Genomic DNA, 17793 nt, shown 5'->3' with positions numbered 1-17793 from the left:
CCCACGCCACGTGCGCGAACGGCTCCTTCGAGCATATCAAGATCAACTTCGGTCGAGCAGCGCGTCGACGTCGGCGGCGCGCGGCAGCGAGCCCTGCGCGCCGCGCCGCGTCACGGCGAGGGCGCCCGCCGCGCACGCCCGCCGCGCGGCCGCGCGCAGCGGCAGGCCCGCCGCGACCCCCACGGTCAGCGCGGCGCAGAAGGCGTCGCCGGCGCCGACCGCGTCGACCGCCGGCACCGGGAACGCCGCGACCTGGAACGCGCCCTCGGCGTCGGCCCCGGCGGCACCGTCCGCGCCGAGGGTCACGACCACCCGGTCAGGGCCGAGCCGCCGCAGCCCGGCGGCGGTCCCGTCCCCGCCCAGCGCGGCCGCCTCGCCCTCGTTGACGATCAGCAGGTCCACCAGCCGGAGCAGCCGCGCCACCGGCGCGTCCACGACCGCCGGGGCGGGCGCCGCGTTCAGCGCCACGAGCATGCCGTGCCGCCGCGCCTCCTCGGCGGCGGCCTCGCAGGCCGCCACCGGGATCTCCAGTTGCAGGAGCAGCGCGGACCCGCCGCCCGCCACGGCCTGGCGCACGTCGGGGCCGAGCGCCGCGTTGGCGCCGGGCGCGACCGCGATCGCGTTGTCGCCGTCCGGCCTGACCATGATCATGGCGATGCCGGTCGCCGCCCCGGGGGCGACGCCGACGCCGGACGCGTCGACGCCCTCGGCGGCGAGGGCCGCGCGCAGCTCCGCGCCGTGCGCGTCGTCGCCCACCAGCCCGGCCATGCGGACGGCGGCGCCGAGCCGCCGCGCGGCCACCGCCTGGTTCGCGCCCTTCCCGCCGGGCCCGTGGGTCGCCTCGAAGCCCAGCACGGTCTCGCCGCACCCGGGCAGCCGCGGCACGGTGACCGTCAGGTCCATGTTGACGCTGCCCACCACCAGCAGCCGCACCGGCTCAGCCATCCCGTCGATCCTGTGCCCGCCCCCGCCCGAAGTCAACGCCCGCGGATACCCCTTGACGGGCGCCGCCGCCAAGAATGATCATGAAATACCAAGATCAACAACGAAGGGGCACCGCATGCGCAAGACGCGTCTCGCCGTCATGACCGGGATCACCACGGCGCTGATCATCGCCGGAACCGCGACCAACGCGATGGCCACCTGCATCGCCTACTGAGCCGCGGCGCGGCGCAGGAGGGGCGGCCCACGAGCATGAGGGCCGCCCCTCTTCTGGCTACACTCGGGAACGTGGATGGTTCGCTCGTCCCCGCACGGGTGCGAGCGTCGCAAGAGGGAACCCGGTGCGAATCCGGGACTGCCCCGCAGCGGTGAGCGGGAACGACCGCCGTCAACACGCACTGGGCCTCCGGGCCTGGGAAGCGACGGCCAGTAGGGCGCTTCCTCAGGGAAGCGGCGCCCGCGAGTCCGAAGACCTGCCTCCACCCGCGCGCCGCCCGGCGCGCGGTGGTCTGCGGCCTCGCGGGAGGGCCGGCGGCGCGCGCACCTGGCCGTCCCCCCTTCGCGTCTCCGCACTGTGGCTCAGCGAGGGAAGCTGCCATGAACACGACGATCCTCGGATACCCGCGCATCGGTGAGCGGCGCGAGCTGAAGTTCGCCACCGAGGAGCACTGGGCCGGGCGCCTCGACGCCGCCGCCCTGGAGCGCGCCGGCGCCGACCTGCGCGCCCGGACGTGGCGGACGCTGCGCGACGCCGGGCTCGACGCGGTCCCCTCCAACACGTTCTCCTTCTACGACCAGGTGCTCGACACGAGCGTGCTGGTCGACGCCGTCCCGGACCGCTACCGGCACCTGTCCGGCCTCGACCGGTACTTCGCGATGGCGCGCGGCGCGCGGGACCTCCCGGCGCTGGAGATGACCAAGTGGTTCGACACCAACTACCACTTCATCGTCCCCGAGGTGGGGCTCGGCACCCGGTTCCGGCTGGCCAACGGGCCCGCCGCCAAGCCGGTCGCGGAGTACCGGGAGGCCAGGGAACTCGGCATCGAGACGCGGCCGGTGCTGGTCGGGCCGCTGACCTACCTGCTGCTGGCCAAGGCCGCGCCGGACGCGCCGGAGGGGTTCCGCCCGCTCGACCTGCTGGACGACCTGGTCGAGGTCTACGCGGAGCTGCTGGAGCGGCTGTCGGGTGCGGGGGCGGCGTGGGTGCAGCTCGACGAGCCCGCCCTGGTCGCCGACCGGAGCGAGGAGGAGGTCGCCGCGCTGGCCCGCGTCTACGAGCGGCTCGGCGCGCTGCCCAGCCGGCCGCGCCTGCTGGTGGCGACCTACTTCGGGACGGTCGGCGCCGCGTCGCTGCGCGCCCTGGCCGGGTCCCGCGTCGAGGCCGTCGGCCTGGACTTCGTCGCGGGCCCGGAGAACCTGGACGTGCTCGCCTCGGTCGCCGGGCTGCCGCGCAAGACCGTCGTCGCGGGCGTCGTGGACGGCCGCAACGTGTGGCGCGCCGACCGGCGCCGGGCCAAGGCCGTCTGCGCGGCGCTGCTCGGGCTGTGCGACCGGGTCGTGGTGGGCACGTCGTGCTCGCTGCTGCACGTCCCGCTCGACCTGGACGCTGAGGAGGCGCTCGCGCCGGACGTCCGGGAGCGGCTCGCGTTCGCCCGGCAGAAGGTCGGCGAGGTCGTCGCGCTCGGCCGGGCGCTGCGCGAGCACGTCCCGGACGAGAGCGGCGGGCGGGCCCCGGCGGCGGCCGACCCCCGCGTCCGCGAGCGCCTGGACGGGCTCGCGAGCGGTCTCGCGGAGGCGCGCCGGGGCGACCGCGCCGCGCGCTTCGCCGCCCAGCGGGACGCGCTCGGCCTGCCCGAGCTGGCGACGACCACGATCGGGTCGTTCCCGCAGACCGCGAGCATCCGCCGGGCCCGCGCCGACCGCCGCGCCGGGCGGCTGTCCGCGGCCGCCTACACCGCGGCGATGCGCGAGGAGATCGCGCACGTCATCGCGTTGCAGGAGGAGCTGGGCCTGGACGTGCTCGTGCACGGCGAGCCCGAGCGCAACGACATGGTGCAGTACTTCGCCGAGCAGCTCGACGGGTACGCCGCGACCGAGCACGGCTGGGTGCAGTCCTACGGGACGCGCTGCGTCCGGCCGCCGATCCTGCACGGCGACGTCGCCCGGCCGCGTCCGATGACGGTGGAGTGGGCCGCCTACGCGCAGTCGCTGACGGACCGGCCGGTGAAGGGCATGCTGACGGGCCCGGTCACGATGCTGGCCTGGTCGTTCGTCCGCGACGACCAGCCGCTCGCCGATACCGCCCGGCAGGTCGCGCTGGCGCTGCGCGACGAGGTCGCCGACCTGGAGGCCGCCGGGATCGGGATCATCCAGGTCGACGAGCCCGCGCTGCGCGAGCTGCTGCCGCCGCGCCGCGCCGACCACGACGCCTACCTGGACTGGGCGGTCGGCGCGTTCCGGCTCGCGACCTCGGGCGTCGCGGACGCCACCCAGATCCACACGCACATGTGCTACGCGGAGTTCGGCGAGATCATCGAGGCGATCGGCGCGCTGGACGCGGACGTGACCAGCGTCGAGGCGGCCCGCTCCCACATGGAGCTGGTCGCCGACCTGCGCGCCGCCGGATACGCGAACGGCATCGGGCCGGGCGTCTACGACATCCACTCGCCGCGCGTCCCGTCGGCCGAGGAGATGGAGGAGAACCTGCGGCGCGCGCTGCGAGTCGTGGAGCCCGGCCGCTTGTGGGTGAACCCCGACTGCGGGCTGAAGACCCGCGCCTACCCGGAGGCGGAGGCGTCGCTGCGGAACCTGGTGGCGGCGGCGCGCCGCGTCCGGGAGAGCATCACCCGCTAGCGCGGTCGTAGAAGGCCAGCGCCTCGCGGATGCTGGCGCGCAGCCACGCGTGCGCCCGGTCGTTGTCGTAGCGCTGGTGCCAGGCCAGGACGATCGGCACCGGCGGCAGGTCGAACGGCAGCGGCCGGGTGCGGAGCCCGAGGACGCGCAGCGTCGGGCGGCACATCCGCTCGGGCACCGCGACGACCAGCTCGCTGCGCGCGACCAGGTACAGCGCCGCCGTGCTCGTCGGCACGGACGCGACGACGCGGCGGCGCAGCCCCCGCTCCTCCAGGACCCGGTCGACGGGGTCGCGGAGCCTGCCCCGCCGCGACACGAGGACGTGGTCGGCCCCCGCGAACCGCGCGGGCGTCAGCTCGCCCTCCCCGGCCGGGTGGCCGGGGCCGAGCACCGCGACGAGCCGGTCGTGCCCGACGGTCACATGGGTGATCTCGGGCGGGTCGGGCTCGGCGGCGCCGATCTCCAGGTCGACCCGCCCGTGCCGCAGGTCGCTGGTGTCGCCGGCCGCCTCGCCGAGCAGCCGGACCGCGACGCCGGGGGCCCGCTCGCGGACGGTGCCGAGCAGGTCGGGCGCGATCGCCGTCATGACCGCGTCGTGCCCCCGCACGGTGAAGACCCGCGAGAGGTTCGCGAGGTCGAGTTCGCGCTCGGGTTCCAGGACGCCGCGCGCCCGCTGGACGAGGTCGTGGACCTCGGCGCGGATCGCCAGCGCGTGCGGTGTCGGGATCATCGTCCGGCCGGTGCGGACGAGGATCTGGTCGCCGGTGACGCGCCTGATCCGGCCGAGCGTGCGGCTCATGGCGGGCGCGGAGAGGTTCAGCCGTTCGGCCGCGGCGGCGACGCTGTTCTCCTCCAGCAGGGCGTCCAGCGCGGTCAGCAGATTCAGATCCAAGTGCACCGGAGTAAATCTAGCCCTACCAAACATGCACTGGTCACAGCCGCGAACCGCTCCTACTGTCGGGCTCACCGACCCGAACGAAGGAGTGGGACATGCGGATCGAACAACCGGCGGCAGGCGGGACCGCCGCGTACGAGGAGGACCGGGCGCTGGTGGCGCAGGTCGCGGCGGCCGTCCAGGCGGCGGGGGCGCACCTGGCCGGGCGCTTCGACACGACCGCCCACCTCGCGGGGCGCGAGGAGGTGGTGGCCGGGATCCACGCCAACGACGAGGCGGCGCTGGCGATCCTGCGGCCGGAGCTGACGCGGCTGCGACCGGGCGCCGGATGGGTCGAGGACGAGTTGGAGGGCGGCCCGCTGCCCGGCGGCGAGTGGTGGGTGACCGACCCGGTCGAGGGCAACGTCAACCACGTCCACGGGATCGCCGACTGGGGCGTCACCGCGACGCTGGTGCGCGACAACGTCCCCGTCCTCACCGCCGTGCACCTGCCGCCGAGCGGCGAGACCTACACCGCCGTCCGGTCGGGCGGCGCGTTCCGCGACGGCGCGCCGCTGCGGCCCTCCCCCAAGCGGCGCCTGGACGGCGCGCTCGTCGGCACCGGCCAGGCCAGGCCGGGCGAGAGCGCCGAGACCTTCGCCCGCATCGGCGCGTCGGTCACGGCGATGCTCGACACCGCGATGGTGGTCCGGGTCTCGGTGCCCGCGACGCTCCAGCTCCTGCACGTCGCGGCCGGGCGGATGGACGCGTTCTGGCAGTTCAGCCAGGTGCGCTCCGGCCTGCTCGCGGGCGCGCTGCTGGTCGCCGAGGCGGGCGGCGTCGTCACCGACACCCGCGGCCGGCCGTGGACCCCGGGCAGCGCCGACTTCCTCGCCGCCGCGCCCGCGCTGCACGCCGCCGCCGTCGAGACGCTCTCGACGATCGACTGAGAACGCCACGGAAGAGAGGAACAAGGATCATGCGCACGCTCCCCCTCGGCACGTCCGGGATCCGGATCAGCGAGTTCGTGTTCGGCGCCGGCTCCATCGGGGGCGTCGGCGCGTCCGCGAGCACCCGCGGGCACGGGCTGACCCCCGAGCAGGGCCTCCAGCGCCTCGACGAGGCATGGGACCTCGGCATCGACACGATCGACACCGCCGACTCCTACGGCGGCGGCGAGAGCGAGAAGACCGTCGGGCGCTGGCTGCACGACCGCCGCCCCGAGGGCGTGGTCGTCTCCACGAAGGTGGGCCTGATCAGCAGGCCGGACGGGTCGCGCGGCGTCGACCTCTCCCGGGGCCACATCGAGAAGCGGCTGGCGCGCAGCATCGAGCGCCTCGGCCGCGTGGACCTGTTCCTGTCCCACGTCCCCGACCCGGTCACGCCGGTCGAGGAGACCGTCGAGGCGTTCAGCCGGGCGCAGGACGAAGGGCGGATCCGCGCCTACGGGGTCAGCAACGTGGACCGCGCGAAGCTGGAGGCCGTCCTGCGGATCGCGGACGAGCGGGGACTGCACCGGCCCGCCCTGGTCGAGAACAGGCTGAACCTCCTCGACCGCGCGGACGAGGCCGAACTCCTCCCCCTGGTGAGAAGGGAGGGAATCGGATACACGCCGTTCTCCCCGCTGGCGGGCGGCGTGCTCTCCGAGCGCTATCTGGACGGCAACGCCCCCGAGGCCGGAAGCCGGATCGCGGTGGCCGGAGACCTCTACTACAAGGGGTTCCATTCCCCGGAGAACCTGGCGAAGGTCGCCGCGCTCCGCGACATCGCGTGGGAGCGCTCGACCAGCGTCTCGGGGCTCGCGCTGGCCTGGCTCCGCGACCACCCGGCGGTGACGGCGCCGATCGTCGCGCCGCGCACGTTCGCGCAGTGGGACGCGGTCCACGACGCCATGGCGATCCGGCTCGGTGAGGAGGACCACGCCCGTGTCTCCGACATCTTCGGCTGAACCGGCGACTCGGCCGGCGACGGTGGAGAGGGCCGCGGTGCGGCTGCGCGGGGTCGGCAAACGCTTCGACGGCGGCGTCGAGGCGATGCGCGACCTCGACCTCTCCGTGGCGCCGGGCGAGTTCGTCTCGATCGTCGGGGCGTCCGGCTGCGGGAAGTCGACGCTGCTGCGCGTCATCGCCGGGCTCGTCCCCGGTTCGGAGGGCACCGTCGAGGTCCACGGCGAGCCGGTCACCGGGCCGCGCGAGGACGTCGGGCTGATGTTCCAGCGGCCCGCGCTGCTCCCCTGGAAGACGTCGCTGGAGAACGTGTTACTCCCCATCCGCGTCCGCCGCAGGATCACCCACGACGACGTCCGTGAGGCGATGCGGCTGCTCACCCTGTTCGATCTTGAAGGTTTCGAGCACGGTTTCCCCTCCCAGCTCTCCGGCGGAATGCGGCAGCGCGTCGCGCTGGCGCGGCTGATGATGACCGGGGCCGGCGTCCGCCTGCTGGACGAGCCGTTCGGCGCGGTCGACGAGCTGACCCGGGAGACGCTCAACCTGCACCTGCTGCGGGTCCACGAGCGGACGGCGTCGGCGACGGTGCTGGTCACGCACACGATCTCCGAGGCCGTGCTGATGTCCGACCGGGTCATCGTGATGACGTCCCGGCCGGGGACGGTCGCGGCCGAGGTGCCGATCCCGCTGGAGCGGCCCCGCTCGCCCGAGATGGCCTACTCGCAGCGGTTCCAGGAGCTCGCGCTGACCGTGCGGCGCGCGCTCGGCCCGTCCGGGAGCGAAGGAGGACGGCCGTCATGACCCGACCGTCCAGGATTCCGGCCCCGGGACTCGGCCGGATCACCGCCCCGACCGCGCTCGGCGCCGCCGTCCTCCTCCTCTGGGATCTCGCGAACACCCGGCACTGGGTCAGCGACCTGATCCTGCCCCGCCCGCTCGACGTCGCGGCCGCGACCCGCGACCTGTTCGCCTCCGGCCTGGTCTGGGGCCACCTCCGGGCCACGCTCTACGAGACGCTGGCCGGGTTCGGCCTGGCCGCCGCGCTCGGCGTCGGCACGGCCCTCGCGGCCGGGGCGTCGGCGGTGGTCCGGCGGATGGTCTACCCGTACGCGGTCACGCTCCAGGTGCTCCCGATGCTGTCGGTCGCGCCGATCCTGATCTCCGCGTTCGGCTTCGGCGCCACCGCCAAGATCGTGATCGCCGCGCTGGTCGCCTTCTTCCCGGTCTTCGTGAACACCCTGACCGGGATGCTCGACCCGGACGCCGACGCCGAGGAGCTGTTCCGCTCCCTGCGCGCCGGACGGCGGCGGACCTTCACCGGCCTGCTGCTCCCCACCGCCGCGCCGATGATCTTCGCGGGGCTGCGGATCGGGCTGACGCTGGCGCTCGCGGGCGCGGTCGTCGCCGAGATCGTGTCCGCGCAGGAGGGGCTCGGGTTCCTCGTCCAGCGCTACAGCTCGCAGCTCAACCAGGACGACGCGTTCGCCGTGGTCGCCGTCGTCACCGGGATGGGCCTGCTGCTCTACGGCGCGGTCGGCTGCGCGGACCGCGTGATCGTCTTCTGGCGGCACGCCGGGCGGCTCCCGGCCGGGTCGAGGGCGCGGGAGCGGCGCGTCCGGCGGCGCCTGGCGGCCGCGGACAGGAGCACCTCATGAGGCGCGCACTCACCGCCGCGCTGACGGCGGTCGCGCTGACCGCGTGCGGCGCGGGCACCACCTCCGGCGGCGCGGACGGGACGCTCACGCTCGCCACCCCCGCGCCGAACTCGCTGTTCACCTTCAACGAGGTGCTGGCGGACCGGCTCGGCTTCTTCGCCGACGAGGGCCTGCGCGTGAAGATCGCCCCGGTGGCCGACAGCGTCCCGATCGCGGGCCTGGTCCAGGGGCGCAAGGCCGACATCGGCCTCGTCGCCGCGAGCGACGCGCTGACGGCGGCCCTCAGGACGCCCGACCTGCGCGTCCCCTACGACGAGCGGACGGGCGGCAACGGCTTCCTCGTCGGCCTCGTCGTCCCGGAGCGGAGCGCGGTGCGGACCGTCGCCGACCTCAGGGGCGGGAACATCGGCCTCGCCTCCCCCGACCAGGACCGCGCCTACCTCACCGCCGCGCTGAAGAAGGCGGGCCTGTCGATCGACGACGTCGAGACGACGACGGTCGGGCCGGGCAGCGCGGCGGTGGCGCGGACGCTGGAGTCCGGACGGATCGCGGCCTACGCCGGGACCCTCACCGACTTCTTCGCCTTCGACGACGCCGGGCTCCCGGTTCGGGACATCACCCCCTCCGGCCTCGAAGAACTGCCGGTCGGAGGCTACGTTGTGAGGGCGCGCACACTTGAGAACAGCGACGTGCCGGTGAGGTTCTTCCGTGCCCTGGCCCGGGGGACCTACGCCGGCCTCCAACGCCCGAGGGTCGCCGAGGCCGCCGCGCGGCAGGCGGCGCCCGAGGAGTGGGCCGAACCGGAGAAGGCCCGGGGCCTGCTCGCGGCACTCTCCAGGACCCTCACCCCCTACGACGGCCGTACCTTCGGCGAGATCAGGCCCGCGCGCTGGTCCAACGCCCAGAACCTCCTCCTCGAATCCGACGTGCTCGACGAGCCCGTCGACCTGACCGCCTTCCTCGCGACGAACGTCCTCCAGCAGATCAACACCTTCGACCGCGCCGCGACGCTCGCCAGGGCCGACGCGTGGCTGACCGATAACACCCCCGCACAGCAAGGGAGCACACCATGACCGACATCGCCGTTCTCACCCTCACGGTCGCGTCGTAGGAGGCGGGATGGACGAGCTGCACTGGCTGTCGGCGGTCGACGCCGTCCGGCTGCTCCGCGAGGGCGGATTGGACCTCGCCGAGTACGTCGAGGCGCTGATCGACCGGACGGCCCGGCTGACCCGGCTGAACACCTACGTCACGCACGACCCCGACCGCATCCGGCGGGCGGTCGCGGACGGGCCGCGCGGCGGCCCGCTGTACGGGCTGCCGTTCGCGCTCAAGGACGTCTACGACACCGCCGACCTCCCCACCTCCGCCGCGACCCCGGCGCTGCGCGGCTGGCGCCCCCGCCGCGACGCGCCGCTCGCGCGGCGGCTCCTGGACGCGGGCGGCACGCTGATGGGCAAGCAGACGCTGGGCGAGCTGTCCCTGGACATCACGGGCAACAACCCCGCCTACGGCCCGATCGGCAACCCCTACAACGCCGGGCACATTCCAGGCGGCAGCAGCGGCGGCACCGCCGCCGGGGTCGCGGCGGGGCTGGTCCCGTTCGGGCTCGGCGGCGACACCGGCGGGTCCCTGCGCATCCCGGCCGCGCTGTGCGGGTGCGTGGGGTTCCGCCCGACGCACGGGCGCTACGACGGGCGCGGGATGGTCCCGATCTCCTCGACCCGCGACACGGCGGGCCCGATCGCGCGCTCGGTGGCGGACGTCCGGCTGGTGGACGCGATCTGCGCCCCGTCCGGCGCGGACCCGGACCTCACCGTCGACCTGGCCGGGCTGCGGCTCGGCGTCCCGTCGGTGTTCTTCTACGAGGACCTCGACCCGGACGTCGCCACCGTGACCGAGCAGGCGCTGGGCAAGCTCGCGTCCCAGGGCGCGGTGCTGGTCGAGCAGGACGTGCCGGACCTGGCGCGCCTCAACGAGGCGGTCAGCTTCGCGCTCGTCCTGTACGAGGTGGGCCGCGAGCTGTCGGCGTACCTGTACCAGCACGCGGCGCCGGTGGCGCTGCGCGGGCTCGCGGAGGAGGCGGCCACCGACCACGTCCGCGACCTGCTCGCCTCGGTCCTGGACGAGGACCAGGTCACCGCCGCCGACCACCGGGAGGCGCTCACCGTGCACCGCCCGGCGCTGCGCGCGGCCTACGCCCGGTACTTCGCCGAGCACGAGGTGGACGCGCTGCTCATCCCGACGACGCCGCTGCCCGCGCGGGCGCACCGCCCGCCGGGCGCGGACCGGACGGTCGAGCTGAACGGCCGCGACGTCGACACCTTCCTCACCTACATCCGCAACACCGACCCGGCGAGCAACGCGGGCCTGCCGTGCCTGTCGGTCCCGTCCGGGCTGTCGGGCGACGGCCTGCCGATCGGCCTGGAGCTGGTCGGGCCCGACGCGTCCGACGCCCGGCTGCTGGCCGTCGCCGAGGCGGTCGAGCAGGCGCTGCCCCCGCTGCCGCGCCCCGACCTGGAGCGGACCTGACCCCGGCCCTCTCCGCCGGGGGCTAGGACGCCGCCCCGGCCAGGGAGTGCAGCCACTCCAGGGCCGGGGCGGCGGACCGCAGCACGGAGATGTGCCCGTCGTCCGGCGACAGCCGCGCCGTCGCCGTGGGGCAGTGGCGCGCGAGCCACCGGGCATGCGCGGCGGGCACGATCCGGTCCTGGCCCCCGTGCAGCAGCAGGACGGGCACGGTGATCCCGGACGGGTCGAACCCCCACGGCGCGACGTAGGCGAGGTCGTCGTCGATGAGCCCGCCGGGCCCCTGCGCGACGGCCGGGTCGACGACCTCGTCGAACCAGGACCACTCGGCGGCGAGCGCGGCGTGGTCGGCGGGGGTGAACATCTCCGGGTCGAACCCGGCCTCCGCCTCGTGCCGCTCCTTGGCCGCGCGGCCGCGGGCGGCGGCGCGCAGGGACGCCGCGCCGCCGTCCGCCATGCCCGCGAACCAGTCCAGGCCCGCCGCGTCGTAGGGCGCCAGGGCCGCGACGGCGACCACGCCCAGCACCCGGCCGGCCGGGGACACGCCGCAGGCCAGGGCGTGCGAGCCGCCGCCGGAGTGGCCCACGACCGCGAACCGCCCGATGCCGAGGGCGTCGGCGACGGCGGAGACGTAGAAGGCGGCGGACGCCACGTCCCGCCCCGGGACGGGGGTCGAGCCCCCGTACCCGGGCCGGTCGTAGGACACCCAGCGGAGGCCGAGCCGCTCCGACGCCGCGACCAGCGGGCGCGGCGGCGCGCCGAGGTTCGGCGTGCCGTGCTGCCAGAAGATCGTCAGGGCGTCGGTGGCCTCCGGGGCGGTGTCGTAGACGTGCAGGGTCCGGCAGCCGTCCAGCCTCAGGTCGAACTCGGAGACGTTCACGCCGCCCCGCCGGGGGGCTTCTCCCAGACCGAGACGTGGCGGCGGCTCTCGTGGGTGAAGGGGGCGCGCGTCCAGTCCTCCCAGCGGTCGGCGAAGCGGAGCCCCGCGATGCGCGCCATCAGGTCGAGTTCGGAGGGCCAGACGTAGCGGAAGGGGAAGCTCTGGAAGCGGTGCTCGCCGTCCACGACCTCGACGTAGTTCGAGCTCATCGCCTGCGTGGAGGTGTCGAGGAGGTCGTAGGCCCAGCGGCCCCCGCCCACCTGGAACGGCACGGCGTTCTGGCCGGGCGGGAGCAGCCGCAGGTTCGGGACGCCGACCTCGATCACGAAGCGGCCGCCGGGCTCCAGGTGGGCGGCCGCGTTGCGGAAGCAGTCGACCTGCGCGTCCTGCGTCGTCAGGTTGTTGATCGTGTTGAACACCAGGTAGGCGAGCGTGAACGCGCCCTCGACCCGGGTGGTGGCGATGTCGCCGATCGTCACGCCGACCGCGTCGCCGCCGGGCTTGGCGCGCAGCCGGGCGACCATGGCCCGCGACATGTCGATGCCGTGCACCGGGACGCCGCGCGCGGCCAGCGGCAGCGCGACGCGGCCGGTGCCGACGGCGAACTCCAGCGCCCGGCCGCCGCCCGCCAGCCCGGCCAGCAGGTCGACCGCCGGGTCGAGGGCCTCCGGCGCGAACATGTCCGCCGACGTCTCGTCGTAGGTCGCCGCCACGGGCTCCCCGAAGTAGCCGTCCTCATCATCCATGATCAGGACCGTACCCGCGCCAAGGGCCGCCCCTACACTGCCGTGCATGCTCAGACTCGGATTCCCGGTGGTCGGCGTGACCGACATCCCCCGTGCCGTCGCGTTCTGGACGTCCGCGCTCGACCTGGTCTCGGTGCCCCGGTGGGAGAGCCCGACCTGGCGGACGCTCGCGCACGCCGACGGCTCGGGCCAGGCGCTCGGCCTGATGTACAGCGAGTCGCCCGCCGAGCCGCGCCCCCGCCTGCACCTGGACCTGCTCGTGGACACCACGGCCGAGCAGGAGGCGGAGGTCGAGCGCCTGGTCGGCCTCGGCGCGAGCAGGGTCGACTGGGAGCTGTATCCGCCGAAGCCCGACTTCGTCGTCCTCGCCGACCCCGACGGCAACCTGTTCTGCGTCGTGGACCTGAGCCGCGCGCCGTCCGGCTCGTCCTGATCCGGGGGTGGCGCGAATCTGGCGATCTTCGTCCGATTCGCGCCTTGCGCGGGGTCGCGTCCGGCCGCAACGATCCTGGTCATGGACCATTTCCCCACCGGGCGCGCCTCGTTCGCGCCGCCGCCGGACGCGGCGCTGGAGCTGTGGCGGCACGTCACCGAGCTGCTGGAGGACGAGCGCGAGCGCGTCCCTGACCGGTCGGTCACCCCGCCGGTGGACGTGCCGGCCCTGCGGGCGGCCGTCGCGGGCTACGACTTCGGCGCCCCGGTCCGCGCCGAGACGGCGGTCGACGAGGTCGCGGCGCTGCTGCGGACGGGGACCGTGCACACCACCCACCCCGGCTACTTCGGGCTGTTCAACCCGACGCCGACCCACCTCGGCGTGGTCGGCGACGCGCTCACCGCCGCCTTCAACCCGCAGCTCGCCGCCTGGTCGCACGCCCCGGCGGCGGCGGAGATCGAGGCGCACCTGCTGCGCTTCCTCGGCGGCCGGCTCGGCTACCCCGCCGGGTCCGTCGCCGGGTCGTTCACCAGCGGCGGCGCGGAGGCGAACCTCACCGCCGTGCTGCTGGCGCTGACCCGGACGTGGCCGGAGTACGGCACCGAGGGGCTGCGGGCGCTGCCCGGCCGTCCCGTGCTGTACGCGTCGGCGGAGAGCCACCTCGCCTGGTTGAAGATCGCGCACGGGACCGGCATCGGGCGCGACGCCGTCCGGCTCGTGCCGACCGGGCCGTCGCTGAAGCTGGACCCGGCGGCGCTCGCCGCCCGGATCGAGGCCGACCGCGCGGCGGGCGACCTGCCGTTCCTGGTCGTCGCCACCGCCGGGACCACCGGCGCCGGGGTGATCGACCCGCTGCCCGAGCTGGCCGACCTGTGCGCCGACCTCGGGCTGCGGTTCCACGTCGACGCGGCCTACGGCGGCGCGGCGGCGCTCTCGGACCGGCTGCGGCCCGCGCTCGCGGGCATCGAGCGCGCCGACTCGATCACGGTGGACGCGCACAAGTGGCTGAGCGTCCCGATGGGCGCGGGGGCGCTGCTGACCACCGACGCCGAGGGGCTCGCGGAGACGTTCCGGGTCACCACGTCCTACATGCCCGCCGACGTCCACGGCACCGTCGACCCCTACACCACGAGCCAGCAGTGGTCGCGCCGCTTCACCGGCCTGAAGCTGTTCCTCAGCCTCGCCGTCGCGGGCCGCGACGGGTACGCCGAGCAGATCGATCACGACGCGGACCTCGCCGACGCGCTCCGCGCCGGGCTGTCGGACGCGGGCTGGGACGTGGTCAACGACACGCCGCTCCCGGTCGTGTGCTTCGCCGACCCCGCGAACCCGGCGTGGGAGCACCACGCGGCCCTCGCGCGGACGGTCGTCGAGGGCGGCGGCGCGTGGATCAGCCCGGTGAAGCTCGCCGGACGCGCGGCCCTGCGCGCCTGCGTCATCAGCCACCGCACCACGCCCGCCCACATCGACGCCCTGATCCAGACCGTGAACGCGGCCCGAGGCCAGAGCACCTAGCACGACGACCTCGGCCGTCACGCGGGCGCGTGGCTGACCGGTGGGGGCGACGCCGGAGGCGAGCCCCCACCGGGAAGATCGCGAAGCGATGCCGCGCCCGCCGAGGCACGGTCAAGGCACGAGCCGCCAGGCGAGCGCCTTGGGCCGGGACTTCATGAACACAGCCGCCAGGCGAGGGCGGTGGGCCGGGGCTTCATCAACCGGGCCAGTAGCGCTGGTCGGTCGTCGCGCGGGCGCCGAAGATGGCCTGCCCGACGCGCACGACGGTCGCGCCCTCCTCGATGGCGATCTCGTAGTCGCCGGACATGCCCATCGACAGCTCGTCCAGGCCGATCCCCTCGGGGGCGTCCTGGCGGGCGCGGTCGCGGATCGTGCGCAGCGTGACGAAGCACTCCCTGACCCGGTCGGTGTCGCCGGTGAGCAGCGCCAGCGTCATCAGGCCCCTGACCCTGAGCGCGCCGTAGCGCGGCAGCTCGGCGAGGAAGCCGGGCACCTCCTCGGGCGGCAGGCCGTACTTGCTGTCCTCGGCGGAGGTGTTGACCTGGACGAACACGTCGAGGCCCCGGCCGTCGGCCTGGAGCCTGCGGTCGAGCGCCTCGGCCACGCGCAGGCTGTCCAGCGCCTGGAACTCCGAGGCGAAGGCGGCGACGAACCGCGCCTTGTTCGTCTGGAGGTGCCCGATGACCGACCACGACACGTCCAGGTCGGCCAGGTTCTCCGCCTTGCGCTTGGCCTCCTGCACCTTGTTCTCGCCGAGCACGTCGCAGCCCGCCCGCACGGCCAGGCGCAGCCGCTCCTCCGGGACGGTCTTGCTCACCGGGAGCAGGCGGACGTCCGCGGCGTCCCGTCCGGCGCGCTCGGCGGCGGCGGCCATCCGCGCCCGGACCGCCGCGACGTTGCGGGCGAAGTCCTCGACCGTCTCGGCACCGGGGTAGCGCGGCGTGTCCCGTGTCGTGTCCTGTTCCATCGCACCTCCTGCCCCCCATCGTCCACCCCCGGCGCGGCGGACGGGGCGGCGGGATGCCCTCAGATCCGGACGGACTGGCGGTGCCGGAACACGTTCCGCGGATCCCAGACCCGCTTCGCGTCCTGGAGGCGTGCGTAGTCGGCGCCGTAGTAGAGCGTCGACCAGGGGACCTCGGAGGTGTTCCACACCGGGTCGCTGAGATCGACGTCGGGGTAGCCGATGTAGCAGCCGTCGGTGGGCGCGCCCGCGTACGGGGCGTTCACGGGGACGCCGCCGGTGTCGCGGTACATGTCGCGGTACAGCTCGCGGATCCAGCGCAGCTGGTCGGCGCCGTTGACGGACGCGGGCCAGTACACCTGGTGCTGGAGCTTGAGGATCGAGTCGCGCTGGGAGACGGCGGTCTCCCCGGCGGCGACCCGGTTGATCGCCGAGCCGTAGGAGTCGATCTGGACGACGGCGTCCCGTGTGATCGCGGGATGCTCCTCGGCCAGCGCCGTCCACAGCGCCTCGACATGCCGTTTCGGCAGCGGCCCGCGCATGTAGGCGGACTTGTGCTTGCCCGCGCGGGTGTTGTCGGTGCCGCCGAAGAGCTTGTCCACCTGGTCCCACGGGAGCGGCGTCGGCGCGTGCAGGCCGACGAGCGCCGGATACTCGCCGTAGGACCGGGTCAGGGCGTGCCGCTCGACGCCGAGATCCCGGCCGACCTCCTTCAGGAACCGGGCCATCAGCTCCTCGGCGTGCGGGAGGTCGGCGTCGAGTTGGGCGATGAGGCCGATCGTGTCCTGGCTCCGGTGGGTCAGCAGCAGGATCCCGAACAGCGCCGCGAACGGGTCGTCCTCCCCGCCGCGGTGCCGGTCGAAGAAGCCGCCGAAGTTCGCGATGATCTGGGCGAAGGACTCAGGCTCGATCGAGTCCCACTTCCAGCCGCCCGCCGTCAGCAGGACATGGCGCGGCGCGTCCGGGAGGCGCCGGAACCACAGCCGCGTCAGCACGCCGAAGTTGCCGCCGCCCCCGCCGGTGTGCGCCCACCACAGGTCGCCGAGCGCTCCGGCGCTGTCGGCGGTCGCGGTGACCAGGCGGACCCTGCCCGTGTCGTCCACGACGGCGACCTCGACCGCGTACAGGTAGTCGACGGTGAGGCCGAACTGCCGCGACAGCAGCCCGAACCCGCCCGCCGGGACGTGGCCGCCGACCCCCACCGTGGCGCACGACCCGCCCGGCAGCACCTTGCCGGTCTTCAGGAACAGCCGTTTGCGCAGGTCGGCGTTGGTGGCCCCGGCCTCGACGCAGATCGCGTCCATCTCCGGGTCGGGGTAGATGCCATCCATCAGCGACACGTCGATGATCACCCGGACGTCCTCGGAGCACACGAAGTTCTCGTAGCAGTGCCCGCCCGACCGGACGGTGATCCGGTCGCGCACGGCGCCCTCGCCGGATGCGCGGCCCGCCTCGTCGACAGCCTGCTGGAGCGCCTCCTTGGCCTCGTGCGGGCTCGCGACGAGCCGCACGTACTCCGGGTCGGCGTACCAGCGCGGGTTGTAGCCGCGGCGGAGCGCGGGATACCGCAGGTCACCGGGTTCGACCTTGATGCCGCCCGGGTCCTCGCCGCGCTGCCCCACCACCATCGCCCCCTGCCGGTCGCCGGACGGGCGGCGGCCGCGCGCGGGCCGCCCCGGTCACCCGTCCCCTACCGCGAGGGCCACAAAGCCCAACTCAACACTTCCACCACATTTGCCTATCCACGGAGCGGCATAGGCGAAAACGGGCCGGGCTGGTGTGGGGCGCGAACGGCCTGGGGGCCCGTGCGCGCCACTCGGGATCATGGCGTGCACGGGCCCCCGGTCGTCGTCGGGGTTACCGCGCGGGTCAGCCGATCTGCACGTCGATGCAGGCGTAGAAGGCGTTGCCCGTGTCGGCGATGTTCCAGATCGCCAGGACCTTCTGGCGGCCGGAGAAGTTGCCGAGGTTGATGTTGTGGGAGACCGTCTCGGGCGGCTGGGCGTTGTTGCCGCTCACGTTGCCGACGCGCGTGCCACCGATGTAGTACTCCCAGTTGGTGGTGCGGTGGCGGGCGGTGAACTTCCAGGTGAAGGTGGCCGACCGGCCGACGGAGGCGGCCTTCCAGCCCTTGCTGTCGTCGTTCAGCTCGGCGAAGGCGCCGTTGCCGCCGTTGCAGGACCGCTGGCCCTTGGGGCCCTCGACGCTCTGCGGCTCGTACTTGATCGAGCCGCACTGGACGGTGCGCGCGGCGCACTGCGCCTGGCGGCTCGGCGGGGCGTTGACGTAGCCGTGGGCGCTGGCGGTGCCGGGGAGGGCGACGAGGATGGCGGGGGTGAGCGCCACACTTGAGGCGGCGGCGATGAGCCTTTTCTTCATGGGAGCTCCGAATCTCAGGGTATGGCCGCTCGGACGGCCATTGCGGGGGGCTGTTCTCGGCTCGGTGGGCTCAGCGG

16 protein-coding genes and 1 riboswitch are annotated in these 17793 nt (G+C 74.5%); of the genes, 9 read left to right on the top strand and 7 right to left on the bottom strand.

The window, feature by feature from the left end; translation table 11 throughout:
* Positions 1-42: 42 nt before the first annotated feature.
* Positions 43-945 carry a ribokinase gene (locus GNZ18_RS18720; RefSeq protein WP_156217790.1) on the bottom strand — a complete coding sequence of 301 codons (903 nt, stop codon included), beginning with the start codon at positions 943-945 and terminating at the stop codon, positions 43-45.
* Between the two features lie 272 nt (positions 946-1217).
* A riboswitch (cobalamin riboswitch) is annotated at positions 1218-1437 on the top strand.
* Between the two features lie 102 nt (positions 1438-1539).
* On the opposite strand from GNZ18_RS18720, the gene metE reads away from it, so the two are divergent.
* Entirely contained in the window at positions 1540-3795 is a 2256-nt protein-coding gene (gene metE, locus GNZ18_RS18715; protein WP_156217789.1) for a 5-methyltetrahydropteroyltriglutamate--homocysteine S-methyltransferase, read from the top strand.
* Here the strand turns inward: metE and GNZ18_RS18710 are convergent.
* On the bottom strand, positions 3785-4693 hold the full coding sequence (locus GNZ18_RS18710; RefSeq protein WP_216651356.1) for a LysR family transcriptional regulator: 909 nt from the start codon (positions 4691-4693) through the stop codon (positions 3785-3787). The two genes, metE and GNZ18_RS18710, sit on opposite strands and share 11 nt — an antisense overlap.
* 92 nt (positions 4694-4785) lie before the next feature.
* Between GNZ18_RS18710 and GNZ18_RS18705 the strand changes: the two genes are divergently transcribed.
* The 6 genes from GNZ18_RS18705 to GNZ18_RS18680 are packed head-to-tail and all read left to right on the top strand — an operon-like array spanning position 4786 to position 10802.
* Positions 4786-5619 (top strand): inositol monophosphatase family protein, encoded by an 834-nt coding sequence (locus tag GNZ18_RS18705; RefSeq protein ID WP_156217788.1) that lies wholly within the window; start codon positions 4786-4788, stop codon positions 5617-5619.
* Between the two features lie 29 nt (positions 5620-5648).
* Positions 5649-6617 (top strand): aldo/keto reductase, encoded by a 969-nt coding sequence (locus GNZ18_RS18700; RefSeq protein ID WP_156217787.1) that lies wholly within the window; start codon positions 5649-5651, stop codon positions 6615-6617.
* A 22-nt stretch (positions 6618-6639) separates the two neighbouring features.
* Entirely contained in the window at positions 6640-7416 is a 777-nt protein-coding gene (locus tag GNZ18_RS18695) for an ABC transporter ATP-binding protein (protein ID WP_156217786.1), read from the top strand.
* A complete protein-coding gene (locus GNZ18_RS18690; RefSeq protein ID WP_156217785.1) occupies positions 7413-8270 on the top strand; it encodes an ABC transporter permease in 858 nt (285 codons plus the stop codon). The genes GNZ18_RS18695 and GNZ18_RS18690 overlap by 4 nt, the downstream gene beginning before the upstream one ends.
* Entirely contained in the window at positions 8267-9343 is a 1077-nt protein-coding gene (locus tag GNZ18_RS18685; RefSeq protein ID WP_156217784.1) for an ABC transporter substrate-binding protein, read from the top strand. Before GNZ18_RS18690 ends, GNZ18_RS18685 begins: the two co-directional genes overlap by 4 nt.
* A gap of 46 nt (positions 9344-9389) precedes the next feature.
* Entirely contained in the window at positions 9390-10802 is a 1413-nt protein-coding gene (locus tag GNZ18_RS18680) for an amidase family protein (protein WP_156217783.1), read from the top strand.
* Between the two features lie 22 nt (positions 10803-10824).
* On the opposite strand, the gene GNZ18_RS18675 is transcribed toward GNZ18_RS18680, so the two are convergent.
* Together GNZ18_RS18675 and GNZ18_RS18670 are read right to left on the bottom strand one after the other, a co-directional pair.
* The gene (locus tag GNZ18_RS18675; protein WP_216651355.1) at positions 10825-11679 is read right to left on the bottom strand and encodes an alpha/beta fold hydrolase; all 855 of its coding nucleotides are present in this window, start codon (positions 11677-11679) and stop codon (positions 10825-10827) included.
* Positions 11676-12425 (bottom strand): class I SAM-dependent DNA methyltransferase, encoded by a 750-nt coding sequence (locus GNZ18_RS18670; RefSeq protein ID WP_156217782.1) that lies wholly within the window; start codon positions 12423-12425, stop codon positions 11676-11678. The genes GNZ18_RS18675 and GNZ18_RS18670 overlap by 4 nt, the downstream gene beginning before the upstream one ends.
* Before the next feature lie 46 nt (positions 12426-12471).
* Here GNZ18_RS18670 and GNZ18_RS18665 point away from each other — a divergent pair, with 46 nt between their 5' ends.
* Together GNZ18_RS18665 and GNZ18_RS18660 are read left to right on the top strand one after the other, a co-directional pair.
* Positions 12472-12858 carry a VOC family protein gene (locus GNZ18_RS18665; RefSeq protein WP_156217781.1) on the top strand — a complete coding sequence of 129 codons (387 nt, stop codon included), beginning with the start codon at positions 12472-12474 and terminating at the stop codon, positions 12856-12858.
* Positions 12859-12939: 81 nt separating this feature from the next.
* Complete coding sequence (locus GNZ18_RS18660; protein WP_156217780.1) at positions 12940-14373, top strand: pyridoxal phosphate-dependent decarboxylase family protein; 1434 nt, start codon at positions 12940-12942, stop codon at positions 14371-14373.
* 196 nt (positions 14374-14569) lie between these two features.
* On the opposite strand, the gene GNZ18_RS18655 is transcribed toward GNZ18_RS18660, so the two are convergent.
* The 3 genes from GNZ18_RS18655 to GNZ18_RS18645 form a co-directional block, all read right to left on the bottom strand.
* Positions 14570-15340 carry a YggS family pyridoxal phosphate-dependent enzyme gene (locus tag GNZ18_RS18655; protein WP_156217779.1) on the bottom strand — a complete coding sequence of 257 codons (771 nt, stop codon included), beginning with the start codon at positions 15338-15340 and terminating at the stop codon, positions 14570-14572.
* Positions 15341-15399: 59 nt separating this feature from the next.
* Positions 15400-16965, bottom strand: a complete 1566-nt coding sequence (locus GNZ18_RS18650) for an FAD-binding oxidoreductase (protein ID WP_156217778.1) — start codon at positions 16963-16965, stop codon at positions 15400-15402.
* A gap of 241 nt (positions 16966-17206) precedes the next feature.
* Positions 17207-17716, bottom strand: coding sequence for a lytic polysaccharide monooxygenase auxiliary activity family 9 protein (locus GNZ18_RS18645; RefSeq protein ID WP_156217777.1), 510 nt, complete (start codon positions 17714-17716; stop codon positions 17207-17209).
* Positions 17717-17793 lie beyond the last annotated feature (77 nt).

The organism is Actinomadura litoris (assembly GCF_009733595.1).
GTDB lineage: Bacteria > Actinomycetota > Actinomycetes > Streptosporangiales > Streptosporangiaceae > Spirillospora > Spirillospora litoris.
This window is presented reverse-complemented; position numbering and strand designations above follow the sequence as displayed.

Coding starts and splice junctions, on each gene's coding strand:
- GNZ18_RS18650 (WP_156217778.1), bottom strand. CDS start 16,965: ATGGTGGTGGGGCAGCGCGGCGAGGACCCGGGCGGCATCAAGGTCGAA.
- GNZ18_RS18665 (WP_156217781.1), top strand. CDS start 12,472: ATGCTCAGACTCGGATTCCCGGTGGTCGGCGTGACCGACATCCCCCGT.
- GNZ18_RS18645 (WP_156217777.1), bottom strand. CDS start 17,716: ATGAAGAAAAGGCTCATCGCCGCCGCCTCAAGTGTGGCGCTCACCCCC.
- GNZ18_RS18655 (WP_156217779.1), bottom strand. CDS start 15,340: ATGGAACAGGACACGACACGGGACACGCCGCGCTACCCCGGTGCCGAG.
- GNZ18_RS18680 (WP_156217783.1), top strand. CDS start 9,390: ATGGACGAGCTGCACTGGCTGTCGGCGGTCGACGCCGTCCGGCTGCTC.
- GNZ18_RS18690 (WP_156217785.1), top strand. CDS start 7,413: ATGACCCGACCGTCCAGGATTCCGGCCCCGGGACTCGGCCGGATCACC.
- GNZ18_RS18670 (WP_156217782.1), bottom strand. CDS start 12,425: ATGGATGATGAGGACGGCTACTTCGGGGAGCCCGTGGCGGCGACCTAC.
- GNZ18_RS18705 (WP_156217788.1), top strand. CDS start 4,786: ATGCGGATCGAACAACCGGCGGCAGGCGGGACCGCCGCGTACGAGGAG.
- GNZ18_RS18685 (WP_156217784.1), top strand. CDS start 8,267: ATGAGGCGCGCACTCACCGCCGCGCTGACGGCGGTCGCGCTGACCGCG.
- GNZ18_RS18720 (WP_156217790.1), bottom strand. CDS start 945: ATGGCTGAGCCGGTGCGGCTGCTGGTGGTGGGCAGCGTCAACATGGAC.
- metE (WP_156217789.1), top strand. CDS start 1,540: ATGAACACGACGATCCTCGGATACCCGCGCATCGGTGAGCGGCGCGAG.
- GNZ18_RS18660 (WP_156217780.1), top strand. CDS start 12,940: ATGGACCATTTCCCCACCGGGCGCGCCTCGTTCGCGCCGCCGCCGGAC.
- GNZ18_RS18700 (WP_156217787.1), top strand. CDS start 5,649: ATGCGCACGCTCCCCCTCGGCACGTCCGGGATCCGGATCAGCGAGTTC.